General features: G+C 36.4%; 22 protein-coding genes and 3 pseudogenes. 3 read left to right on the forward strand and 22 right to left on the reverse strand.

All coding sequences use genetic code 11. The features are described from left to right. Positions 1 to 79 precede the first annotated feature (79 nt). The 6 genes and pseudogenes from NSQ08_RS17300 to NSQ08_RS17325 form a co-directional block, all read right to left on the reverse strand. Positions 80 to 1750, reverse strand: a complete 1671-nt coding sequence (locus NSQ08_RS17300; protein WP_340777302.1) for a ribonuclease J — start codon at positions 1748 to 1750, stop codon at positions 80 to 82. Positions 1751 to 2358: 608 nt separating this feature from the next. After that, positions 2359 to 3237, reverse strand: a complete 879-nt coding sequence (gene dapA / locus NSQ08_RS17305; RefSeq protein ID WP_002014579.1) for a 4-hydroxy-tetrahydrodipicolinate synthase — start codon at positions 3235 to 3237, stop codon at positions 2359 to 2361. 11 nt (positions 3238 to 3248) lie between these two features. Continuing rightward, the gene (dapG, locus tag NSQ08_RS17310) at positions 3249 to 4481 is read right to left on the reverse strand and encodes an aspartate kinase (protein WP_002088068.1); all 1233 of its coding nucleotides are present in this window, start codon (positions 4479 to 4481) and stop codon (positions 3249 to 3251) included. A gap of 23 nt (positions 4482 to 4504) precedes the next feature. After that, positions 4505 to 5551: an aspartate-semialdehyde dehydrogenase gene (gene asd / locus NSQ08_RS17315; protein WP_002014577.1), complete on the reverse strand. Its 1047-nt coding sequence runs from the start codon at positions 5549 to 5551 to the stop codon at positions 4505 to 4507. A 149-nt stretch (positions 5552 to 5700) separates the two neighbouring features. After that, positions 5701 to 5889 (reverse strand): annotated as a pseudogene (spoVFB, locus tag NSQ08_RS17320) (dipicolinate synthase subunit B); the annotation flags it as partial. A gap of 541 nt (positions 5890 to 6430) precedes the next feature. Continuing rightward, entirely contained in the window at positions 6431 to 6595 is a 165-nt protein-coding gene (locus tag NSQ08_RS17325) for a hypothetical protein (protein WP_340777311.1), read from the reverse strand. A 250-nt stretch (positions 6596 to 6845) separates the two neighbouring features. Here NSQ08_RS17325 and NSQ08_RS17330 point away from each other — a divergent pair, with 250 nt between their 5' ends. The 3 genes from NSQ08_RS17330 (at position 6846) to NSQ08_RS17340 (ending at position 8744) form a co-directional block, all read left to right on the forward strand. After that, the gene (locus tag NSQ08_RS17330; protein WP_340777314.1) at positions 6846 to 7760 is read left to right on the forward strand and encodes a WXG100 family type VII secretion target; all 915 of its coding nucleotides are present in this window, start codon (positions 6846 to 6848) and stop codon (positions 7758 to 7760) included. Positions 7761 to 7776: 16 nt separating this feature from the next. After that, on the forward strand, positions 7777 to 8166 hold the full coding sequence (locus NSQ08_RS17335) for a hypothetical protein (protein WP_340777317.1): 390 nt from the start codon (positions 7777 to 7779) through the stop codon (positions 8164 to 8166). Positions 8167 to 8465: 299 nt separating this feature from the next. Continuing rightward, on the forward strand, positions 8466 to 8744 hold the full coding sequence (locus NSQ08_RS17340; RefSeq protein WP_340777320.1) for a hypothetical protein: 279 nt from the start codon (positions 8466 to 8468) through the stop codon (positions 8742 to 8744). A gap of 37 nt (positions 8745 to 8781) precedes the next feature. Here NSQ08_RS17340 and NSQ08_RS17345 read toward each other — a convergent pair whose 3' ends face one another. The 16 genes and pseudogenes from NSQ08_RS17345 to NSQ08_RS17420 all read right to left on the reverse strand — a co-directional run bounded on the left by NSQ08_RS17345 (position 8782) and on the right by NSQ08_RS17420 (position 25002). Next, positions 8782 to 9846 carry an N-acetylmuramoyl-L-alanine amidase gene (locus NSQ08_RS17345; RefSeq protein WP_340777323.1) on the reverse strand — a complete coding sequence of 355 codons (1065 nt, stop codon included), beginning with the start codon at positions 9844 to 9846 and terminating at the stop codon, positions 8782 to 8784. Then, positions 9843 to 10082: a holin gene (locus NSQ08_RS17350; RefSeq protein ID WP_340777327.1), complete on the reverse strand. Its 240-nt coding sequence runs from the start codon at positions 10080 to 10082 to the stop codon at positions 9843 to 9845. Before NSQ08_RS17350 ends, NSQ08_RS17345 begins: the two co-directional genes overlap by 4 nt. After that, positions 10082 to 10318, reverse strand: coding sequence for a hemolysin XhlA family protein (locus NSQ08_RS17355; protein ID WP_199691425.1), 237 nt, complete (start codon positions 10316 to 10318; stop codon positions 10082 to 10084). Before NSQ08_RS17355 ends, NSQ08_RS17350 begins: the two co-directional genes overlap by 1 nt. Before the next feature lie 88 nt (positions 10319 to 10406). Further along, on the reverse strand, positions 10407 to 10772 hold the full coding sequence (locus NSQ08_RS17360) for a hypothetical protein (RefSeq protein ID WP_340777339.1): 366 nt from the start codon (positions 10770 to 10772) through the stop codon (positions 10407 to 10409). Positions 10773 to 10787: 15 nt separating this feature from the next. Beyond that, a complete protein-coding gene (locus tag NSQ08_RS17365) occupies positions 10788 to 15110 on the reverse strand; it encodes a phage tail spike protein (RefSeq protein ID WP_340777342.1) in 4323 nt (1440 codons plus the stop codon). Continuing rightward, a complete protein-coding gene (locus NSQ08_RS17370; protein WP_340777344.1) occupies positions 15107 to 16564 on the reverse strand; it encodes a distal tail protein Dit in 1458 nt (485 codons plus the stop codon). Before NSQ08_RS17370 ends, NSQ08_RS17365 begins: the two co-directional genes overlap by 4 nt. Before the next feature lie 41 nt (positions 16565 to 16605). After that, positions 16606 to 18996: pseudogene (locus NSQ08_RS17375) on the reverse strand (phage tail tape measure protein); the annotation flags it as partial. Positions 18997 to 19123: 127 nt separating this feature from the next. Then, on the reverse strand, positions 19124 to 19873 hold the full coding sequence (locus tag NSQ08_RS17380) for a GIY-YIG nuclease family protein (RefSeq protein WP_340777347.1): 750 nt from the start codon (positions 19871 to 19873) through the stop codon (positions 19124 to 19126). A 224-nt stretch (positions 19874 to 20097) separates the two neighbouring features. After that, positions 20098 to 21324 (reverse strand): annotated as a pseudogene (locus NSQ08_RS17385) (DUF2207 domain-containing protein); the annotation flags it as partial. 230 nt (positions 21325 to 21554) lie between these two features. Continuing rightward, complete coding sequence (locus NSQ08_RS17390) at positions 21555 to 21917, reverse strand: hypothetical protein (RefSeq protein WP_002128744.1); 363 nt, start codon at positions 21915 to 21917, stop codon at positions 21555 to 21557. Between the two features lie 6 nt (positions 21918 to 21923). Then, the gene (locus NSQ08_RS17395) at positions 21924 to 22520 is read right to left on the reverse strand and encodes a major tail protein (protein WP_340777352.1); all 597 of its coding nucleotides are present in this window, start codon (positions 22518 to 22520) and stop codon (positions 21924 to 21926) included. Beyond that, the gene (locus NSQ08_RS17400; protein WP_340777354.1) at positions 22521 to 22850 is read right to left on the reverse strand and encodes a hypothetical protein; all 330 of its coding nucleotides are present in this window, start codon (positions 22848 to 22850) and stop codon (positions 22521 to 22523) included. Further along, positions 22847 to 23191, reverse strand: coding sequence for an HK97 gp10 family phage protein (locus tag NSQ08_RS17405; RefSeq protein ID WP_105586480.1), 345 nt, complete (start codon positions 23189 to 23191; stop codon positions 22847 to 22849). Before NSQ08_RS17405 ends, NSQ08_RS17400 begins: the two co-directional genes overlap by 4 nt. Before the next feature lies 1 nt (position 23192). Further along, a complete protein-coding gene (locus tag NSQ08_RS17410) occupies positions 23193 to 23543 on the reverse strand; it encodes a phage head closure protein (protein WP_088034549.1) in 351 nt (116 codons plus the stop codon). A gap of 1 nt (position 23544) precedes the next feature. Beyond that, the gene (locus NSQ08_RS17415) at positions 23545 to 23838 is read right to left on the reverse strand and encodes a hypothetical protein (protein WP_002066670.1); all 294 of its coding nucleotides are present in this window, start codon (positions 23836 to 23838) and stop codon (positions 23545 to 23547) included. 12 nt (positions 23839 to 23850) lie between these two features. Continuing rightward, positions 23851 to 25002 carry a phage major capsid protein gene (locus tag NSQ08_RS17420; RefSeq protein WP_340777373.1) on the reverse strand — a complete coding sequence of 384 codons (1152 nt, stop codon included), beginning with the start codon at positions 25000 to 25002 and terminating at the stop codon, positions 23851 to 23853. Positions 25003 to 25005: the final 3 nt, after the last annotated feature.

Here is a 25005-nt window from a genome sequence, read left to right on the forward strand (position 1 = left end):
ATAACTATTATTTCTTAAGTTATGAATTTCATTCGATAGGGTTAAAAAAGAAAAAGATCACCTGTAAAGGTGACCTTCTTTATACTTCCATAATAATCGGTAAAATCATTGGCTTTCTCTTCGTTTCTTCGTACAAGAACTGCCCTAATAATTCACGAATATTTTGTTTCAACATAGACCATTCAATTGTATATTCTTTAATTGATTGTTCAACAATCATACGTACAATATCTGTGGATCGTTCGATTAATGCTTCTGATTCACGAACATATACAAAGCCGCGTGAAATAATTTCTGGACCAGAGATTATTTTCTTTTCATCCTTACCAAGTGTTACAACAACAACTAAAATTCCATCTTGAGATAACATCTTTCTATCTCGAAGAACGATGTTACCGACGTCACCTACACCTAATCCATCAATTAAAACATTACCAGCTTGCACTTTACCAGCTAATTTTGCTTCATCGTCACCAAAAGCAATTACATCGCCTTTTTCTACGATAAAGATATTCTCTCTCGCAATACCTACATCTTCCGCTAAATACGCATGTGCTTTTTGCATACGGAACTCACCATGTACGGGTACAAAATACTTCGGCTTCATTAAATTTATCATCAGCTTTAATTCTTCTTGGCTACCATGACCTGAAACGTGAACTTTTCTTTCACCGTAATAAATAACCTCAGCACCAGATCTAAATAACAAATCAATAATTTTTGATACAGATACTTCATTTCCTGGAATTGGAGAAGCTGCAATAATAACAGTATCACCTTTACGAATTGAAATTTGTTTATGAGCTTGTTTCGCCATTCTAGAAAGGGCTGCCATCGGTTCCCCTTGACTACCAGTCGTTAAGATAGCTACCTTTTTTTCCGGGAAATTGTCTATTTCTTGTAATGAAATAACCATACCTTCTGGAACATCTAAATAACCAAGACGTCTTGCAATATCTACCACTTTCACCATGCTACGTCCTACTACCGCTACTTTCCTTCCAGTTTCAGCAGCTGCATCAAACACTTGTTGAATACGGTGTACATTCGATGCAAATGAAGCAACAATAATACGTCCTTCTGAACTATAGAATACTTTAGAAATCTCTATACCAACTTCTTTTTCCGAACCTGTATAACCAGGACGTTCAGCGTTTGTACTATCAGATAACAAGCAAAGTACGCCTTCATTTCCAATTTGCGCCATTTTCCCAAGATCTGCTCCACTATTTCCGATTGGAGTTTGATCAAATTTAAAGTCTCCTGTATATACTACAGCACCTTTTGATGTATGGAAACAAACACCCACAGAATCCGGAATACTATGTGTCGTTCCGAAGAATGACACATTTGTTGAATTAAACTCTACTGTTGAATTCGAGTCAATTGTTTTTAAGTCTACACGGCCTAACATTCCTGCTTCGCCAAGCTTTTCTTGTATAAGTCCTACCGTTAATTTCGTCGCATATACTGGAATAGGTAATTTACGAAGCACATAAACAATTCCACCAATATGATCTTCATGACCATGGGTAATAAATAGTCCTTTTACTCGCTCTTGATTTTCTACTAAATATGTAATGTCAGGAATAACAATATCAATCCCAAACATTTCATCTCCCGGGAACATCAATCCGGCATCTACAATAAAGATTTCAGAATCAATTTCAACACAGTACATGTTTTTTCCGATTTCACCTACTCCGCCAAGAGCAAATACTTTAACAGACTCATTCTCTTTTCTCTTCATGTTGTTGCCTGGTTTAAAAATCTTGCAAACACTGATTTCACTAAAATTGCAGAGACACCAGGGGAAACTCTACAACCACCATATATTCACCGTCCAAGACGAATGTCCTTACCGTTATGCGATATCATGTCCTTGTTAATTTTTTAAACCAGGTTTCACCTCTCTTTCATTATATAAATCAAATATCTTATTCGATATGATATGAAAATTTCATTAAATCTTAATTTTTACCAATTTTGCTAAGCATACCCGTACTAAGCTACTTAGCCATATTATAACTGATACAAGAAATAGAACACAAGTTAAATTATGCGAAAGACAAGAGAAGACACTAAAATGAGATTATAATTTAAGAGGGCAAAATTCATATCAGTTTTACTATTTTCCCTACGTAATAAGAGTTTGATGGAAAAATATTCATGTAAATTCTTTACATAAACATGAAACGATATTCACTAAAAAAATCTTATCTCTGTAATCAGTTTCTTACTAATTCTCCCCCCTGCCATCCCCTTCTTATTACAGCCTATTAACTATAGCTAATTTTCAGCACTTACATATAGTTAGTCAAAATAAAAATGACCTAGTTTCACACTAGGTCATTTTTATTAACGAGGAATAGATTGCATTACGGATTGTAACGTTATTCTTTCTTCTTCCGTTAATGGAAGAAGTGGCAAACGTACAGAACCTACATCTAATCCCACCATTTGTAATGCTGTTTTTACTGGTGTTGGGCTCGGCGCCATAAATAGTGCATCCGTTACTTTTACTAGTAATTGATGTAATTTCTGCGCTTTTTTGAACTCTCCAGCTTGGAATGCAGCAATCATTTCTTGCATTTCATTCCCGATAACATGAGATGCTACAGAAACAATACCTTTTGCTCCAATTGCCATAGCTGGTAATGTTAAACCATCATCACCGCTGTATACTGCAAAGTCGTCCGCTGTTTTTTCAATGATTTCTGTCATTGTTAATACATCGCCGCCTGCATCTTTAATCGCAACAATGTTTTCTATTTCTGATAAACGAACAACTGTATCAACGGAGATTTGTACAATAGATCGTCCTGGAACATTATATAGCATTACCGGAAGCGGAGTGCTTTCAGCGATTGTTTTAAAGTGCTGGTACATCCCTTCTTGACTCGGTTTATTATAATACGGTGCCACTAGCATAACTGCATCAACACCAACTTCAGTTGCCTTTTTTGTTAAATCGACAGAAGCATGCGTATTATTGCTACCTGTTCCAGCGATGACGGGCACCCTTTTATCGACAACAGATACGACATGGCGATATAACGCTACTTTTTCTTCTGATGTTAATGTAGGAGATTCTCCAGTCGTCCCTCCTACCACGATTGCTGTTGTACCGTTATCAATTAAATAATTTACCAATTTCGTTGTCTTTGCAAAATCGATATTACCATTTTTATCAAACGGTGTTACCATCGCGGTTGCAATTGTCCCAAAATCTATCATGATCTCACTCCTTATTGTTCCAGTTGCTTTTCTTTTGAAAGCTCAAATGCACTATGTAATGCATTCACAGCCTCCACTAAATCGGCTTCTTTTACAAGAACCCAAATTGTCGTATGACTATCTGCTGATTGCAGAATTTGAATACCTTTTTCCGCTAAAGCTGTGACAATTTTCGCTGTAACCCCTGGAATACCTGCCATTCCAGCACCAACGATAGAAACCTTCGCACAATGCTCTGTAACCACTGGATCATATCCAAGTTGCTTTAAAACCTCAACTGCACGCGCTGATACACTATCCTTTACTGTGTAAGCTACACCAGTAGGAGAAATGTTAATTAAGTCCACACTAATCCCTTCATTAGCCATTTCTTTAAACACGTGTTGTTGTAAATCATATGCAGTTTCTTTTGCAAGCACTTTAATTTGCGTTACGTTTGACACATGGGCAATCCCTGTAACAGGACGTTCTTCTACATCCTGCCCTTTTGTAGCACCATCATATGCCGCAATAAGCGTACCTTCACTATCAGAATACGTAGAACGTACACGAAGTGGTACTTTTGCATGCATCGCAATTTCAACCGCACGCGGATGAACAACTTTCGCACCCTGATAAGCCATGTTACAAATCTCGTTATATGTTACAGTTTGAAGATGACGTGCATCTTTTACGATACGAGGATCCGCAGTCATAACACCTTCAACATCTGTGAAGATATCGATATATTCAGCATGAAGCGCAACACCTAATGCTGAAGCTGAGGTATCACTACCTCCGCGTCCAAGTGTTGTCGTATCTCCATTTTTCGTTTGACCTTGGAATCCAGTCACGACGATAACATCTACATTTTGTAACTCTTCATGTATACGATCGCAATTCATTTCAATAATCTTAGCATTCGTAAAGTCATTATTCGTTACAAAACCAGCTTGCGCACCATTTAATGCTGCTGCTTTTATACCATTCTCATTCAACATGTTAGAGAAAACAATTGCTGAGATTAATTCTCCGCATGATAATAATAAATCTTGCTCACGTTTAGAAATATTAGGTTCCTCTTGATTTACAAGACTTAATAACGTATCAGTTGCATACGGTTCACCTTTACGGCCCATTGCTGATACAACAGTAACTACTTTATAACCAGCAGCTAACGATTTTTTTATATGGTGAAGCGCATGCTTGCGCCCATTGTCATCACGTACTGATGTACCACCAAATTTTTGAACAATAATTTTCATATTTTGCACCTTCTCTTAGCCGTTTACACTAATTGTAATTTTACTAAGCGCTCTGCAATTTGAACAGAATTCCATGCAGCGCCTTTTAATAAGTTATCAGATACGACCCAAAGGTGGAATCCTTTATCATTATTTAAATCTTTACGGATTCTTCCAACGAATACTTCATTTTTACCTACTGCAGTAGCTGGCATTGGATATAACTGCTCTGCTGGATTATCTTGCAGTACAATACCTTCTGCATTTGCAAGTAAGTTTTTCATTTCTTCTACTGTTACGCCTTCTTTATCTACTTCAATGTACACAGACTCGGAATGACCCGATACAACTGGTAAACGTACACATGTCGCAGCTACTTCTAATTCAGGCATATGCATAATTTTTTTCGTTTCATTAATCATTTTCATTTCTTCGAATGTAAATCCATTATCTTGGAATTTATCAATCTGTGGAATAGCATTAAAAGCGATTTGGAAATGCTTTTCGTCACCTGATACAGGTAAAACATTCGCCTTTACTTCTTCGCCATTTAAGATTGCTTGTGATTGTTCATGAAGTTCTTCAATAGCTGCCGCACCAGCACCTGATACAGCTTGATATGTGGAAACGATTACTCGTTTTAAACCATATTGCTGGCGAACTGGTTCAAGAGCTACTACCATTTGAATTGTAGAACAGTTTGGATTTGCAATAATACCATTATGTTCTTTTAAATCATTTTCATTTACTTCAGGTACAACAAGTGGCACGTTTTCTGTCATACGGAATGCACTTGTATTATCAACAACAATTGCACCGCGCTTTGCTGCTTCTGGCGCTAATTGTTTCGATACAGATCCACCTGCACTAAATAGTGCAATATCTACTCCTTCAAAACTTTCAGGAGTTGCCTCTTGAACTGTAAATTCTTCGCCTTTAAATACAAGTTTCTTACCTGCAGATCGTTTAGATGAAAGTAACGTTAACTTCCCAATTGGAAATTCTCGTTTCTCTAAAGTATTTAACATTTGTTCACCAACTGCGCCGGTTGCTCCAACTACAGCGACATGAAAAGTTTTTTGCTTTTCCATCACTATGCCCCTTTCTAGATACCAATCCTTCTATAACTTAGAATTAGAAGGAGCTTACAATGCCCCCTCTAATCTTAATAACGTTAATTTTATCATATTCTACAGTAAGAATGATGGTTTCAACAAAAATTGTACGTTTTTTTCGTTTTTTAATTCATATATCTGAATTTTTCTACAACAACAGGTTGTAATTGTTTTCCTTGTAGCGCTTCCAATACTGTATCTTCAAGTAACTCCATACGAGCTACCATTGAGTTCGGTTTTTTCTCTGGTGCATCTTGGCCAAATGGTACGAAGTAGATGTCTTTTGTAGCCATTAGGCGCATGAGGTTGACGCCAACAGGGTGATAACAAAACCAATAAACATTTTCATTCTTCTTCTATTATATATAGTACATCATGAGGAGTTGAATTTATTTAATTATCAAATCCCATATGCGCAGTATAAAGTATACCATATCAATTAGTGTTGTTTATGTTATCCTTTTGCATTCTATCGTAAAAGAAACAAAAGGAATTGTCATTTATGCGTGTGAAATGTATTTATTTTATTTTAAGTGGGTGGTCGTTTTTGTGGTCGGTGGTCAAAATTTTAAAAAAGCGGGCCCGCTCATATTTGAGTAGACCCGCTTTTTATTACTTTACATATACATAGGATTTCATTTTTGGGAGTTTGTAGTATTTACAGCTCGTTCCTTTAATTGGTATGATTTACTTAATTTAAAGGGGATGACTATATGAAGGTTGTAAGGTCTATATTTAGGGGATTTCGTTTAATTGGTAAAATCATAAATCCTATATTAAAGGCATTATCTAAAAGTAAATTCTAAACATCATAACAATAAAAAAGTCGCCTCCACTAAGGAGACGGCTTAAACATTACTCTTCATCAAAGTGTTTTTTTCTTTCACCAGAAACTTCAAATTTCACTTCACCATTCTCTACGCTAATCTGTGTCACTACGGGGACATTTACAATCTGCTTTTCTAATCTTTTTTCTAATTCTTTTTTCTTTCTAAATTGTATTAAGTCTATTATCTTCATGTTGTATACCCCCTTAGATACGAATATTATACATTCCCCATATTTTATTGGATAGATTAATATTCATATTATTCTCAATTTTTACAAGATAGTATATCGAAGCCGAAAAAGAGGCTTCCTCCCATACTAAGAATCCCGCTTTTACCTTACTTCACATATACATAGGCTACATTTATCTCTACATTAGAATTAGATATTTACATTTTTTTCTTTTTATCTCATAATTTTAATTGGGAAAGGGAGGAAGAAAATGGTTCAAATCAAAGTAACACCTGAAATGCTAGAAGAAGTCGCAAATCGTGCAAGTAATACCAGACACACCTTAGAATCCATACATAATAATTTATGTAATCAAATTGATTATTTGTGTTCTCAATGGATCGGTGCTTCTAATCAACATTTCGTTCAAATGTTCAATGATGCCAAACCAATGGCTTTTACATCTATCAATTCTATTGTACAAGTAGAAGAAGATTTGAAACGAATTGCCGAAAAATTCCGTAATGCTGATGATCAGGATGTAGCAATGTCAGAAGGTGCAATGTGTGGTAAAATATCATCGGAAGAGAAAGGTTTTGATGGTAAAAAGCTCGCTAGAGATATTGCTGGTGAAATCAGCGGTGAATACGATGCTCGTCGTGCATGGGATGGTATTGATCCATCTACTGGCGAAAAACTTTCCGCTTGGGAAAGAATTTTTGCAGGCGGAATGGCAGTAGCTGGTCTTACACCAGTTGGAAAAATTGCCAAAGTTGGCAAAGGGGTAAAAATGACTGCTAATGCGGTTGAAGGTGTTAAAAACGCTGAGAAGGCGGCTGAAGGTGTTAAGAACACTGAGAAGGTGGCTGAAGCTAAAAATATTCCTGATAGAGGTTATCACAAAGAAGTGTATGCTAATAAACCTGTGAAAGTACAAGACGCGGTAACTAAGTGGGATGAATTTTTAGGAACTGGTGAGCATACTAATATTCATCCAAGAACAGGATTAAAAGACTCAGATAGAATATTTTCAGCTGATGGAACTAGAAGTATACGATTCGGTTCACATGAAATGAACTCAAAACCAAGTAAGTTCCACTATCATGAAGAAACATGGACTTATGACCCAGTAAATAATGTTATGAATGTTGACAATACACTTGTTAGAGTACCGTATAAAAAATAAAAAGGAGTAATAAACAATGAATGTTAAAATAGTAGATATATCAGAGAAATTATTAGATGGATATAAAGTATTAGTTCAAGTAGCTAGCAATCAATTTATCGCTGAGTGGGATGGTAATAAGCCAGAAAAAAATGAAAACTATAATGTAGAAATAGATATAGATGATGAATTTATATGGAATACAAATATAGCCTTTTCAGATGAAAATGCTAATGCAATAATTCAGAATGATGAGGGCATTAAAGTAATTGCTAAGCTAGATTATAACAGCGAGGATAACTTAGCATCACTAAATATTTATGATAGTGTAGTACTAATTGATTTAGAAGGAATTGAGCAAGATATATCAAATGAATGGGTAGAAATACAGTGTACTTCAATTAAGCTATTTAATACCAATTTATAACAGAAACTAAATACATAACTAAGGCATAGTTGTTATAATGTAGTGAGATATAACAAAAGTAAACTAGTATATAAAAAACCGGCTCAAATAAAGAGCCGGTTTCTTTTTCATACTGCTACTAGGTTAATAGACGTATACATAGACTTCATTTACAGTAACATCTATCCCCTGCCAAAAAGGGGTATAATTGAAACGTAGATTATTAACCTTAGCAACAACACGCTTACCTACAAAGAGGAATCCATTTTAATTTCTTCTATTAAATACTTTAACATTAAGGAGTGAGGGGGATATTAGCTATGAAACTATACTTTAAAGACATACATTTGGGTGATATTTCCAATGAAAATGGTGATGGATTTTGGATGTACGGGGATATTAAATTCACCGATAATATTTCTAATTTTAAAGATTTTCTTAACAAAATGGTAGATGAAAATAATCCATCGTTAGATAATGTAAATCCATTTTTTTTGGATGAAAACAATTGGTTTATATCAAAAAATAACAAATTAGAAAGAATTGGCATACCTGCTGTTTACTTCGATTCGAATGAAATAGAATGGCGTTGGAGATAAATAAAAAGGTTCTCTTAACTGAGAACCTTTTTTCGCCTTACCTCACATACACATAGGCTTTATTTGCTGTTACATAGTATGTTTTCCCTTTGCTGTTGTGTACTTTATATTGTGACGATCCATTGACAGATACTTTTGCATCAATTGTGAAGCCTAACCCTACATCTACAGAACCAGCAACATCTTTATCTTGCCAAGATGGAGCATCATAGAAACGTAGATTGTTAACTTTAGAAACAACGCGTTTTCCAACAATAGAAAAATCTACTGTGCTTTTCTTATTAAACTTCACATAAGATGAATCGTTTTTAATCCATTGATCGCCGCCAAGATTTAACCAACCATCCTTTTCAGCCCATACAACATATGATTCTGGCTTGTTTAACTGACGAATCTTAGAATAGCTTGTACCTGGTCCTTTACGTAAGTTCACATTGTAACCATCAATATAAGCAATTTCATCTGTTACAGCCGTTAGAACTTCGGCAGGCTTAGATGGCTTCTCAGGAACAGAAACTTCAACATTAGCATTATTGTATGCACGTTGCACATCAACTCTAAATTGAGCTTCTGACACGCCATGACTACGTAAATAATCAAGTGGATCTTCATGATCTGTACCACCAAGGTACTTTGTAACATCGTAGTGAGTCCATAATCCTTTTTCTTCTGATAATCCACGGTCACGTAAGATTTTAGCTAGTAACTTCACGTATTTATCATAGCTGCGTTTAAACTTCTCATAATCTTTTGTTTCGCATAATTCCACATGAACAAATCGTTTATTCGCTCCTGGTCCTGCACCATAAGCAATATATTTCGTATCAGCAATTTGGATTGTTTCATTCCAATCAACCGCATAATGTACGAATGCTGAACGCCATGTACGAGACTCATATTTTTGAATATTGATAGCTGGTGCTTCTGGAGTTGCTGTAGAATGTGCCACAACGCCCTCATAAGCACCTACACCATTACGGTATGGTTGTTTCGGTAAATCAGGAATAATAAGTGTTCTATCAGCAAAAGTACTAGTTGCAACAGATAAAACTAAAATAACAGCAAATGCTACAGAAGAAATATTTTTTAATGTTTTTTTCATTTTACATCAACATCCTTTTTTATAATTTTTGTGTGATCAAATAGTCCACTTGCTGACAATCCAATGATGATTCCTTGAAATACATTTGTTTTGATATCTCCGCCCAAAAATAAAACGCCTAGCACAATGCCAAGCGTTAAATTCAATAACGGAACATATTTTGTTTGTAATCCAATTGTTTTTCCAATTTGTGAAAGACCAACTACAATGCCAATCATTACTGTAATTTCAAACATTACATACCACCTCCTTTCATTAAGAAAGTCAGCGCTGCCCCAACAAGTCCGCCCACAATAAGTCGTAATATCCAAGTAGTATTGGCACCAATCTTATCTAACTGTTTAGTGATATTAATAATGTCTTTCTCGTTACCAGTTGTTCGCATCTCTAAGCTTTTAATTTCTAAACGAATGTCCTTGATATCTTGCTTTATTTCTTGAACATCACTTCTTACTTCTTGTAATCCTTCCACTTTGACCACCCCGTTTCAAAATAAAAAGAGAAGCGAAATCGCCCCTCTTTGTTATAAAAGCCGTATTTTGTACAAAATAAAAAACAGCTTATGGCTGCTCTGTTTGTGTTTTATTTTCAGTTGTTAATGGCTCTTGTGGAGGATTTTTGCCTGTAAGTTTAAAATAATCTTCTGCACAAAGGCCTTTTTTAGCAAATCCCATATCTAATTCATACAACCTCGAACCTCGTCCACATAGTTCACATCTTGTTGCGATTCTGAAACAGATCGTTCCGTCAGACATCTCCCTCCACACTTCAACTTTACTAGTTCCGTCAGGAATGCCAGCGTTCTTTAGCATATCGGCAGGTATTTGGACGGAAATCCCTGTATCGGTTCTTGTTGCATCTACCAGCCTCCCCATAAAAGGAAAGCTTTCACCTGCTTGAAGTGGCATCATTTGAATATCTTTCATTTATATCTTTCCTTTCTATCCAAGCGCGTTAAACTTCCAACCGTTTGGAGTACTTACATAAAATCCTGGTCCAAGATTACCATCTGTAAAACGGATGTGCCCCCAGCCTTGGAACTGATTGCCCCCCATGTTTACACCTTGTACTGCTCGTATGTTGGTAAAAAACTTCACTTCTTTGTTACTTGTGAAATCCACTGTATATCCATCATCAGATATACCTATGTTCGTATTGGCATCACCTAGTGCAATCCTACGAAACGGCTGAATACCGTCTGCTCTTTCCGCTGCCGCACGATCCCAGTTATACATGCAAGCGTAGTTACCACTAACCAATGTTATCCCTGAAACACAAACAGCTTTACCCGCAGAAATTTGCGCGTTTGCAGCTGTAATTTTAACTACAATCATGTGTTCTTGTGGATTGTAATTGTTAGGAACGGTAAATGTGAAATTATACCTTCTAATGTCACCGTAAAATGTAGATGGCTCTGGAAAATCTTTGTACATTTCGTGCCAAATTTTATAACTCACTTCATCCAATGGCGTAACAAAGCATACCTGCAATCTTGGTTTTGCAGTTGTACGCACACCATTAATCTGTGCAGTTCTATAATGTGCTGACAATGTATATGAGTTTCCTGGATGAATCCCGTTTTGAACTTTTGTTTCTGGGTAATTATACGTGTCAACACGGACTGCATTTACCATTTGTTCATAGTTAAATATAAAAGTGCTATTTTCTATCGCTACTCCATTTCCTTGTGCTTTCCAAGGTAGACCATATCCAGTACCAAACCCCTGATAATTTTGATTACCTATGTTCATTTTTGGAACACTAGAAAAATCATGATCGGCTATTAAATTCCTTTTCGGCATAACGGTTGTTTTCGTTCCCCATTCATCTTCAAAAAGGAAGTCTAACATTTTAATAGTAACGCCGTTTTTATCGATGGTAATTTTATCGCCATTAACTTTGATGATATTCGTATCAATACCTTTTGCAGTTAGCCATTTCACCATTGTATCTGCATTGATATTTACCTTTGCAACATCTATTACTAATTTTTCTGATGAAAAGTTAATAGCTGCGATGATATTCCCTTTTTTAACTTCTGCAAGGATTCCTTCATCAAGAACTTTAAGCTTAGAACCCGTTTCTTTTACATAAGCGGCGTAAGTCTCATTTATAAAGGTTTCTTGTTTCTTCGAGGTTAATTCGATGCCGTCTGCTGTAGCTTTTATTCCCCTCTCAAGGTCCGTTACTTTTTTATTGTAATTCTCAGTTACTACTCTATCGGCTATATCATCTAGTATCTTATCAACATCATTTTGATCTTTCGGATGTAACCAAAATTCACTTGCTATAGTCCCACGTTGCAGCATAGGTGCAGTACACCACAAACGCCCATTTCTTGTAACATAATAACGCCATCTTACAAACGATGCATTAGCAGGTGCTTTATCTGTGCATACAGCACGAACCCACATATTATTTACAACTTTGACATTAGTTCTAGCTGTTTTAACACGAGTTTTTTTGTCAGCAGTCCACCATTCAATTTCAATAAATGCACCGCCACTATCAATAGGTGTTTTCCCGTCAGTATTGAAATAACCTGATGCAACAAATTCCTCGTTAACTTGACACTCAATGAATTGACTTGTTAGACCCCACCAACGATCTTGAGTCTGTCCAGTAACGGTAATTGAGAATGTATTCATACCTTTGTATTTCAGATTTGTATCGACAGAACCAACAGCCCCATTACCACTATTCCAAATCCAATATTTCTGTCCTAACTTAAAATCAGCATCACGCACCTCATTGACAGTACCTAAACCGCCAACATAGTCCTCAACATCTTTCTTTTTCATTGTTAGATTCAATGCCTCAGAGTGTTGTTCTATCGTTGTAGCAGCTTCGGTTAATTGTTTTCCTTGCTGCGTTTGTGTTTCTTGTAATTTTTTAACGCTTTGATTGAATCCTTCTGCATTCTTTTCTACAGTATTAACCCGTTCACTAAAATCACCTTGTGTTTTTTCTACTTTTTTAATAGTTTCTGTAGTACCTTCCACACTTTTGATAATCTCATTTGTTTTTTTAGTAAAATCATCATTTGTTACCTGATTTTCCGGTGCTGGCGTCCAGTCTTGCGGTTTATTCCCTTTATATAAAGCAACCCATTCAACTGTTGCTTTCGTTATGTTTTGAGGGGCATTGTATAAAGACAATTTCTTCTCGTTACCTACCGTCGTTGCAACAGCTTTAAATGTCACATAAGTAATTCCACTGGCATAAGCGCTTGTTGCATACCCGACATTATTCGAACCACCATTCTGCCAAATGCCAAATTTCTGTCCCTGTGGAACACTACCTTTAATTACAAAAGTATATTCCTCACCTGCAGAAAAATTTTCAGATAGAGTATATTGATTAATTAAATAATCCGCTTTTTCATATTTAACATTTGAATCTAAAAGAAGGTTACGTCCTCCAGCTTTATCGTTAGCAACCTTCTTTTCTAAGTTCTCTAATTTCTCACTAATCTTCCCTGCTTTTTCTGTAATTTCAGTTGTGGTTTTCTTTAGATCATTTGTTGTTTGCTGCACCTCAGAGATTATCTTTTTTGTGCCTTCGGAAGTCTCTACTACTGTATTTAATTTTCCAGTGATTTCACCGTCTTTTTTTGTTAATAATTCAATAGATTTAGTAAAACCTTCATTGGTTTGTTTCATTTCAGAGACAGTTTTATTAATTTCACCTTGGGAGCTTTGTACATTTTTAATAGTTCGAGAAACCTCTTGAAGATTTTCATTTACTACATTAAATTGTCCAGCGGTTTCGTTTTGTGCTTCTTCCACTCTCTTATTTAACTCTTCTTTTGTGGACTGAATATCCTTATTGACCTGCTCCAGTGTCTCTTTCTTTACTGCTTCTACATCAGGAATCAGCAATTCCCACCCGTTACCGTTCCATACTTTTAAAATACCAGGTTTCCCGTTACTAATATCTCGCCATATTGTTTTACCAGCTTCCAATCCTGTAGTCGGCGCTGTTTTACTTTCAATGATAGTCGTTTGATAGTTCTTTATGTTTTCTTGTACTTTTTCAGCAAGTTTCTTTGCGGTTTCAGATTCTTTTTGAGCATTGTTAGCTGTTTCAGCCGTTTCTTTAACAAGTTCATTCAGCCTGTCTAATAATTCTTGTTTATCTCCTAATGAAGCAAGAATTTTATTGTATAACTTCCTTAATTCTTCGTTAGCATCCACAATTTCACGATAATCTCCGAAAACGTATTTATCTTGTGTAGGATTAGTAAATGATTCATCACCAGCAATAACACGAGCTTCTAGATACAATTTAGGCGTGAATCCTGTATCTTTAATTCGAATTGTATCTCCTTCATTAATCAGCTCATGAACTAGCCCAAATACACGCCCTATACTTTGTGCTTGAACATCATATGAATAAGATGTATTAACACGTTTCTTTAACTCAGTTTTCATAAGGGTCATTAAACGTTGTGGCGTTATATCTTGTTCTGTCTCAGGAGTATAGAATCCGAATTTATGTTGTCCTTTTTCATTCCAACGTTGGAATGCATCACCATCCACAAGATAAGGAATACCATTATTGATACTGGCGATGGTGATAAAATCCCCACCTTCTTTTTTCACGAACCCTAATAGGGCTGTACAGATGTTTTGGGAATTCTCAATTCGTTTGATACCCATCAAATCTTTACCAAGAGTTACTTCTTTACCAGTATCACGCCCTCGCTTCTTCACCATATCTACATAACGGCCTACAATTTGAGAGCCTACAACTTCCGCACGGTATTGGATTTCTAATTCGAATAAGGACGCAATATCTTTTAAAAATTTTAATGGATCTATAAATTCATCAATCGTCATCGTGTGGAAGCCAGCGTATTCCGTTTTTCCTCTTTTCCACTTCGTACCTACAAGAGCCATATCGATAAACTCATTGACTGTTTTGCCTTCAATCTTCTGCGGATTGATAATGCCAGCTTTCGCTAGTTGAATCCATTCACCAGATGCATAAGCAATGATGGATCTATCATCTGAATTTTTTTCAGTTTCAGTAATGACATACGGAACAATCCGTCCACCCCTTACCTCTTTTAAAACTAAATTTTGCTGCATGAGTGTAGCTGCATGGTCTGTATTATCAAATACTCTAAACTCTAATGTATCAATGTTATTTTTTATCTCCCAATGTCGTTTATCATCCCAATAATCTTTTGGTTGTATATTGGAAACGATTTGACTTGTCTTAAAATCAACAACATGTAAAATTCCGCTTGGTGTCTTCATCTAAATCGCTCCCTGTACGTTGCTTTGGATGTTCCGACAGTTGAAGGCATTATTTCTAGTTTATTCAACCCCTTATGAATAACGGGATAATCACTAAATATATCTTTTAGATTAATAGCACTCTTACCATTTATCGTGACAAGACTTCGCTCTGTATCGATAACAACCTTGTCCCCAACATCAAAGATATAAGGCGGATTATCTTGTGTATTCATATTCACTTTCCATATTTTCAAATCATCGATGCTCATATTTTGCGAAAACATATTGTTAGAGAATTGGCAGATACTGATTTGTACTTGTGCCACTTTATTCATATTGACGTTGTTTTCATCTATCCATACTACAAATCGTTCAGAATCATCAATTTCTGTGCCGTCTTTAAATCTTGAAATATAAGCTTCCCATCTGTTCCCTGTTCGTGCTAACCACAATCGACCTCTGTATTGATTCCAGGTATTAGGATGGTCGCCTGTTTCGTTAATAAATACTTGACCACCTGGCTTCTTTCGATTTCCAACAGAAGCAAATCCACTATTCTGTTCCGCTTCCCATTGCACGTCACTCATAGATATACGAGCAACATAATCACTATTTTCATCAAGAAGTCCAATTTCTACACGCCCCATTTGGTCCCAGTGCAAACTTCTTACTCCAACATAAGCTTGCATAATGAAATCCTGCAATGGACCTTGCGGAATATTCTTTTTAGCGATAGCACCATGCCATCCATTTGTACCTTCCGTTCCAAAATGCAGTGGTACAAGGCGATATCCATCTGGCTTAAATTCACCTCCACCAGTCATATCCTCTGTCTTAGCTACTTTTGTCCATCCTACAGTTGTTGACATTTCATCCCACAACACACGTTGATTTCTTTCAACGGGAACCTGATCTGCTTTCAATGGATATCCAATGCGAAAATAATTCGTACTATTCCATACATCAAGAAAAGTGGAAGGTTTCGCTACTTCAACTTCTATAATCGAGTTAGATTCCACACTTCCTTTGTTTTGAACATTTGCTATTAATCCACGCCCATCCATTTGAAATTCTGTCGTTCGAGTAGGTCCTAATTTATAAGGCATTGGACAAATAAATTTAAGAACGCCCTGACCAAGTGTTACAAATTCATCTGGATCAAAGCTATCATCCACAACAGCTAAATACGTTCTATTTGGTTCTACATCGAAAGTAAGCTCTACTGGTTGCTCTGTAATAAGCCAACCTGCTATTTCTTCTTTTAATGTTTCTAAATCTGCACCATCAGGAACAATAATTCCAACTGGAATAGAAAGAGTGCGAATTTCTGTTTGCGTGTTTAATAATCTTGCGCCTGGATAACCTGGAACATTTAGAAAATTTCTTTTTAACGGTGCCCATGCTGGTCTTTTCCATCCTTTTTCTATTTGAATAAAATCTTTACGTTCTTTGTTAAATGTAAAAGAACTCATGTTAACACCTCATTTCTTTATAAAATAAAAGAAACCCAAACCTAAAAGGCTGAGTTTCTTTCTTCTTCTCTTCTTTGATATTCAGTTGTATGTCGGTAAGTCCCACGCGCAACCGCTCTACCATCTAACGTGACAGGTACTTCAATTAATAAATCGCCACCTTGCATCGGTACCGCTCCACTAACGCCAGATTGACCAGGTGAATAATTGAATACTTGATTTGCGGTAGTATTTGTCATAGCCTGTCTACTATTTGACATACTTCCATACACACCACTCATAACAGTTTTTAATCCTGACAACTGGCTCATAGAACTATCCATCATACTACCCATATCACTCATTAATTGGCTCATAGATCCAGTCGTGCCAACCATAGTCGCAGCAATACCTGCACCAATATCTCCAAGTGTCTTTTTATTTAGGGGAAGCACTGCTTCTCTTCCCGCTTCTCCAGCGCCTTGCAAGTTTCCACCATTCATTCCAAAGATAGTTGGTTTAGTGAAAATACCACCTTTCGCGCGCCAATCAATATTGATTCCAGATGGATAAGTAACATCTTTACCTAAAACGTTTTTCGTGCTTGTTTCCAGGCTGAAATGTGGAAGAGGTGGCATTTCAGGTTTTGGAATCTTTAACTTCAAGTCACTAAAGAATCCCTTAATCTTCCCAATAAACTTTTCTATGCTGTCAACTGCATCTTTTATTGGATCTACAATAAATCGTTTCGCTGCTTCAAATTTTTCTTGCGCTGCATTCTTTACCGCATCAAATTTTTCTTTAGCTGAGTTATATAAATCGGTGAATTTTTGCTTGGCTTGATTATACGTTTCAGTGACTGGATCAATCACATATTTCTTAACCAAATTCCAAGCTGTGAGTGTATAGGATTTTATAGTTTCCCAATTACTTAATATCCAATTCGCTAAATCTCCAAGCTTTTGTTTTGTTGTATTCCACAATTCTTGGACCGGTTGAATTACATACTGTTTTATTAAATTCCAACCTGCTAGTGTATAAGATTTCGCTGTTTCCCACTGTGAACCAAGCCAAGAAACCAAATCAGAGAATTTTTCTTTCACCAAGCTCCAAGTCTCCTGGACTGGTTGAATAATATATTGTTTAAATAATCCCCACGCAACTTGTGCCACAGCTTTTGCAATTTCCCATTGTGTACCAAGCCAAGTGACCATTTCACCGATTTTTGTACTTACCCAGTCGTAAGCTTCTTGAATCGGTTGAATAATATATTGGCAGATTGCCGCCCATGCAATTTGTGCACCTGCCTGAATTAACAGCCAACCAGCTTCTAAAACGGTAGAAACCGCCGAAATAATTGGATCTAAAACAGTAAGAATTGTATTCCAAGTATCTTGCCAAGCTTGCGTTAACATGCCCCACAATTCGGTAGCTGTTGTAACTAAAGAAGACCACCAAGAGGAAGCTGTTTCAACAATCCCAGACCATAAGCTACTAAAGAATTCGCCTATTGGGTCAAAGAAACTATGCATCATTTCTGTGAATGAAGCCCAAGCTCCAGAAAAGAATTCAACAATTGAATTCCATGCATTACTACATACCTCACCTATACCTGTCCATAAATCACTGAAAAATTGACCAATGGGATCAAAAAACTCATGCATTGTTTCTAAAAATGAACTCCACGCTTCACTGGATGATTGAACTATACCGTCCCAAAGCTCTACTAAATATTCCGTAATAGAATTCCAAATATCTATAATCCATTGTTTAATGTCATCAAAGTTTTTATAAATCGCAAAACCTATGGCAGCTATCGCGGCTACGATAAGGGGAATAGCAGCAAAAATTCCAGCCGCTGCAGCCGCTCCAATCCCGAAGATACTCATGACTGTCACAACTATAGGCGCAAGTGCCATGATAGCACCTGATATTATGCCAATGGCTACAGCAATTGTTGCTAATGTCGCTGCCAACTCCGGATTATTTGTGACCCACTCAGCAAACTTTGCTACTAAATCCGCTACGACACCTAGAACCGGTTCAAGAGCCATTTTTAAATCATTCATAGCTTTTTGCATTTTTACAGCTGGATTTGCATCCATTTTCTTTATGGAGTCATTCAATTGATCTTGGTTATTCTTAAAATCAACAGTTTTCTCTTTTGCATCTAGTAAAGTATTAATTATGTTTTGTCCTTGGTCTTCGTACATCGTACCAAAAAGCTTTACTCCTAGCTCATTTCGTTTCGTTTCATCATCAACTTCTGATAAAGCCTGTGCAATTTCAGTCATAGCGGCTGATCCTTCTTTGCCACCGTTCGATACAGCCTGTCCCCATTTTTGTAATTGTTCGGCTGAAATGTTAGTTCCTTCAAGGGTTTCTTTCATCGCTTTATCGACACCTTGACCAAATTCAGCTGCTTTAATACGCCCTTCTTTTAGACCCGTAATGTTCAGCAGGATTCGCAACGCCCTGCCAGTTCTCTTATGAACTTCTGTATATCACTATACAGACCAGACTATATCATCATCTAGGCAATAAAAAAGAGAGCCTAGATGCTCCCTATTTCCACTATCATCAACTTATAGTGTACGTCTCTAGACTAGTCGTTACACCTTCATTTAACAAATCGAATTGATACCCTTCTAAATGACGATATTTATTTTTTTCTCTGTTAAAATCTTTTTCTACGGATATTTTTTTCCCTATTAATTTATTCAATAAGTAATAACTTATCCTAAATTGTTCAGTAACCTCTTCTTTAGAAGCAAATATAGTAACACTTCCATTATTATCAGTAGCTCTTATCTTTATAGAACTAGGATTATTTTCTCCAGATATAGCTGCTCCATTACCGAAGTTAGGATTATTATTACCCGAATAATCCCTATTCAAGCAATGAGCTTTAAGTTTTAACTTATGCTCTTCTGACTTTTTCTTACCTTCAAGCGCTTTACTGATTTTTTGCTTCCTCACTTCCGTGGCTTTTCTTCCATATAACGGACTTAAACTACCTTTTCTTCCGTACATTGGATTAGAATCACCAGAGGCTGCACCATATCCACCGTCATCTAAATTCACAAGTTTGTAATTAAATAAGTACTTATATTCGTAGATATACCAGACTTCAGCTTCGTACGCTTCTTTCTCAGTAAGATTATCAGCTATAATCCTAGAAATAGTGCCATGCACCTTGATTGTATTTTTAAACCATTCGCTTCTCCCTCTGTGTATATCATTCACTCGATTTCCACAGCCTTTTCCTACGTAAAATGGCTCTCCTGTATCAAGTCTTATAAATTCGTAAACATAGAACCGGTTGTCCATCTACTCACCTCATATTTACAATCCTTAATGATACTTATATTGTATCATTTACTTTTGAGGAAGAAATGTTTGAACTATTAGGAACGGTATTTAAAATAAAAAATAAAATCTTCGTCGATTTGTTAAAAGCTTGGCTCGGTATTGTCTCTATGAAAAATTATTGAGAGTTTCACCGAATTAAAGGAGTTTGCTATGAATGTCACCATTCATAGGGACAATTTTTTATCCAATAAGTTGTCAATGTTCCAAGTACCAGTTTCAACACCAGCTTCCATAATAGCTTGTACTTCCTCTGCATTATATCCAGCTCGTGTTAATTGCCCTCCATATTCGGCGATGATATCCAATTGTTCAGAAGGGAATCCGACTTTTAAAAGTGAATTTGTTAATCCCAACGCGCCTTCTTGCGAAATCCCTAACTCACTTGCTATTTCATTCGTTTCCTGTATTAATTCAGTGAAATCAATACCTTCATAAGATTGAGCTATCGCTGCTGCTCCTTTTACAACTGCTGCATTTGCTTCATCACTAACGTTTTTATTTAGGGCCCATTGCCTACGTACGCCCTCTAAAGATGCTTCTGCATCAACACCATAAGCGGTAACACCCCTTACAGCTTCCTCCACAGATTTCTTTGAGGATTCAGGGACATCAAAAGTAATATCAATCTTCGTTTTTAACTTAGACATGTCCATTGCTTGTTCAACTGCACTTGCAATACCCCCACCAGCTGCCATTCCACCTATAACATTTTCTAATCCTACTTGTAAGCCTTCAAACTTTTTCTCTGTTTTGTCAGCTTCTTGCTGTAAATCTCTTAACTCATTTCGTACTTGTTGTATGGAGTTGCCAGCATCCACAGATCGAAGTGCACGTTGTAGCTTTTCGATATCTGCTTCTGTTCCTAATGCTTCTCGGCCGATAATTCCAATCGCTTGTTCTAACTGCCGACTTGTAGCTGTTCCGCTTTTAATTGCATTCACAAGACGATTCCCTAATGCTCCTGCAAAATCATCAACGCTTTTTCCTGTAGCGCTAAACAATGTTTCTAATTGTCTTGTTGAACTTGCTACATTTTCTTGTTCAGCTTTCATGCTTCCAAGCTTATTTTTCAGACCATTAAGTGACCCTTCTGTAAATTCAATTTCACGCCTGAATGCACGATATTGTTCTTCGGAAATCTTACCATTTTGAAATTGTGCCTGGACCTGTTGTTCCGCTGCTTTCAATTTATCTAGCTTTTGTGTTGTATTTTCAATTTGTTGTGTAAGTAACTGTTGCTTTTGCGCTAATGCTTCCACATTACCTGGGTCGAACTTCAACAACCGTTCAACGTCTTTCAATTCCTTAGTTAAATCATTACTACGTTTATTAACATCTTTTAAAGAATTTTGAAGACCAGTAGTTTCTCCATCAATAGAGATAGTAATCCCTTTAATTCTTCCTGCCATTTTCTCACCCCTTTCTTAGAAATTGTCCATATCACTCTGATTTGCTTTACGAGTTTTTTCTTTGTCTGGATTCTCCATTTCAGCGAATTCAGCAATGTAATCAAAACAATCACCAACGGTCATTTCTTCTAAATCACCATGTGTTAACTTCGCTTTATAACAAAGAGCAAGGAACGTATCAGTGGATAATTCTTCATCACTGAAAGTCCCTTGCTCTCCATTATTTTTCTTTATTTTTTTTTTGCTCCCATTGTACTTTGAATCATGTCATTAATTTCTGGCATGATATCGTAAATAGGAAACTCGTCAAATCCATCTAGCCATGTAATTGGATCAGGAAGATTTGGATCTGCTGTTTTTGCATATAACCAAACTAAATCATAAATAACTTCAAAATCGACGTTCTTAAAATCTGCGGTTGATAGGTCGATAGTGCCTTGTGACTCATCTTGCGAGGTAAATGTACCGATAGCTCCTAATGCCATCATATCTGCGAATAAATCACGTCTGAATTGTGCCTTATAGCGTTTAACTGTTGCCGCTGTACCTTTTAATCGAACTTGTTTTCCGTCAATTGTAATTGTCTTTTCCATTTATAATTACGCTCCTTTTGGTGCTGCTGGTGTTTTTACATATACTTTTTTGTACCAATTATCATGGATTGCTTGAGTTGTTTTAGATGTTGTTTTTGTTTTAACCATTGGTCTTCCACCAGGTACTAAAATAATTGGACTAGAGACAAATTTCAATTCATTCGTATTTGGTTCAGCAGAGTTTGTTTTTGTTTTAGATCCTAGTGTTGGACGGCTTGCTGAACAGTTATACATAACATGACGAGTTGCATTCACATCACCATCAAATTCAAATAGTAGTGCAAATGATTTTCCTTTTGCATCCGCCAACTCATTTAACACTCCGTCTTCCGGATCTAATTGTTCTCCAAGTGCATCAATAGCAAATTGCTCTGGGATAGTAGCAATATTCAACGTTCCATCGTAACCTTGGTTATTACTTGCCGCGTAATAAAGCATGTCATCTGCATAGAATTCAATTAAATCACCGCGTGGTTCAAAAGTTAATTCAACTCCACCAGGTAGTGGAATTGGTTTACCAAACTTCACTAAAAACCCTTCAATATCAATTGGCACATAATGTACATTCTTCAAACCGAATGTCACTTTGTTTTCATTCTTCATTTACATCAACCTCGTTTCATATATTTTTTGAAATAATTTCTCAGATTCAATATAAGTCCCATACGAGTCATAAGTTATTTCATGATCGTCTAGGACTTTTTCAAGTTTGGCTTCTGCAACTAAATCTTTTCTAGTTGTATAAAGCTCAATATTTAAATCGTTTATCTTGTGATAGACCTTGTTATCAGCCATGAGATTGGCTGAACCGTCCACAAGAAAACAAATATAAGGTGGTGCTGGAACTGGATTGGTTGGCGTTGCTGTGAAATGCGAATAAGCCACAGGATAACCGGTCGCTTCAAGAATTTTTGTTAATTCACCTAATGTCATTGCCCAATCGTCCTTTCGATACGTCTTGGCAATTCGTCAATTACATACTCTTCAACTGGACGAATATGCACTTTTGCTGGCACTCGACCACCACCAACTTTTGCATGCCCATTTTCTAATAGATGTGTTAATTGCCCTTTTGTATTATGAAGAACAACGCCATTCCCCTCTTTTTTCTTACGCCAACCCTTACGATAAGCACCTGTTTTTTTAGGACCACTTTGCCTTAATTTACTTACAGCAATATCTGCTACTTCATCGATTTCATTTTCCAAATCTTCTTCCACAATACTTGCATATCTTTGTAATTCTCTAGCAAGATCACTCGCAAAATCATTCATACTAAACATGCTCCTTTGCGATAATAGTCAATGTTTGATACATTTCATCATCATTCATTGGCGGTTCGATAATATCAAAGATACGGCCTTTCATATTAATTCGCATTTCTTCCGTAATACCAGAAGTATATGGAATCACAAAACGATACACCCGTGTAGCCTGTGAAGCTGAAGCTTCAATATACTCGGAACCTTTCACCGTTTTTATCATTGACCAGGCTTTTTTTAACTCCTGCCAAGATGTTTCAATTACCTGGTTTAATTCATCTTTTATTACTACAGGTTGTTCAATATTGATTCGATTTCTAAAATCGCCTGTATTCAGTGGCTTTTTGTATTGAAAAGGACGCATTTTATTCACCGTCCAGTTTGATTTCTTCTAAAGCTTTTTGAATGCCGAAGCTATTAATTTCCGTTAAAAAATTCTCAGAAAAATACTCGAGTGCATCATTATAAACATAGCGAGAACGTTCAAAAACTAATTCTTTGAACGTCTCGTCTTTGTTTATGTCATATGATCCACAGTCTTTTATTAAAGCTTTATTTGATGCAAATAGGATGCGTCTTAGGTTATCATCTTCATCATCACCTAATCGCATCCTATCTTTGAATTGCTGTAATATTTCATTTGAAATTACTGTTTCCATTTACATCATTCCTTATTTAGTTACTGGTGGTGTTTCCTCCAGGCTTAATGTGTAAACTTGTGAAGTATATTTGTCCTTCGGCTTACCCGTAGCATATTGTTTAGCAATATAAAGTGTTGCATCTTCTAAAGCTAATGTTTCTTCATACTTTTTAATTGGTTCAGTTCCACCCATCGCTGCAATATACTCTCCTTTAACAAAAAACAGCACCTTACCTTGAGGTACAAACACTGATTCTGTAGGAGTTGGATTGAACGGTAAGCTTGTCACATACACTCCAGCTGCATTTTGAATTGTTGCATTTGCTTGGATATCAAAAGTATCAAACGGATTTGTTACCATAACTACTTTCCCAGCAATATTTTTTGGTCTGTCTGCATCAGTTTTACCATCAGGATTTAGCTTTTTAGCCAGTAATTTAACAACTCCTTTTAATTCATTGATTGTTTTTCGACCTGGCTCAAATGTTAAAGTCCCTGCTGTTTTTTTATCTGGATATACTCCTCCAACAACACTTCCACTTGGATCTTTTAACAATCCGATAGGTTCATCTTTACCTGTACCAATTACGAATCCACGTTCTAAACCTACAGACATAGCTTCTGAAATCATTGTACGAACATAGCGTTCCACCCACACTGGACCAAGTTTAAGCATGTCATTTGCCAATGGGATAAATGCCGTTAATTTAAGTTGAGAGATAGACTCTTTTCGGAATGTAGCATTTAATTGCCCTTTAATATCACCGAATAATGGTCCCCATACAGCTGCACCTTCTGGATCTCCATAGATAAATTCTGTCACAGCACCTAAGTTTTCTAATCCGATATGTTCTAACAACGGATGACCTTGAACTAAATCATCAAAAATTCGTTCTTGTGTTGTCTTAGGTAATGTTTCAGTATCTTTAAATCCACCATCTTGAACAACTGCATTAAAGAATTTCATTTCCTCACTTGTTAATACATTAGAACCACGAGACTGCATAATAGAACGGTCTACAATAGATTCATTGACTTGATTCAAGATATCTGAGCGGACATCTGTAGCAAGTGCTTCAATCATAGAATTTAATGCCGCTGTTTGTTCTTCCGGTGTTCCTTCCTGTGTTGCTTTCGCAAAAGCTATTTTTTTCTCTTCAAAATTATTAAATTTAATCACCATATT

The sequence above is a fragment of the Bacillus sp. FSL E2-8887 genome (assembly GCF_038007205.1).
Classification (GTDB): domain Bacteria; phylum Bacillota; class Bacilli; order Bacillales; family Bacillaceae_G; genus Bacillus_A; species Bacillus_A mycoides.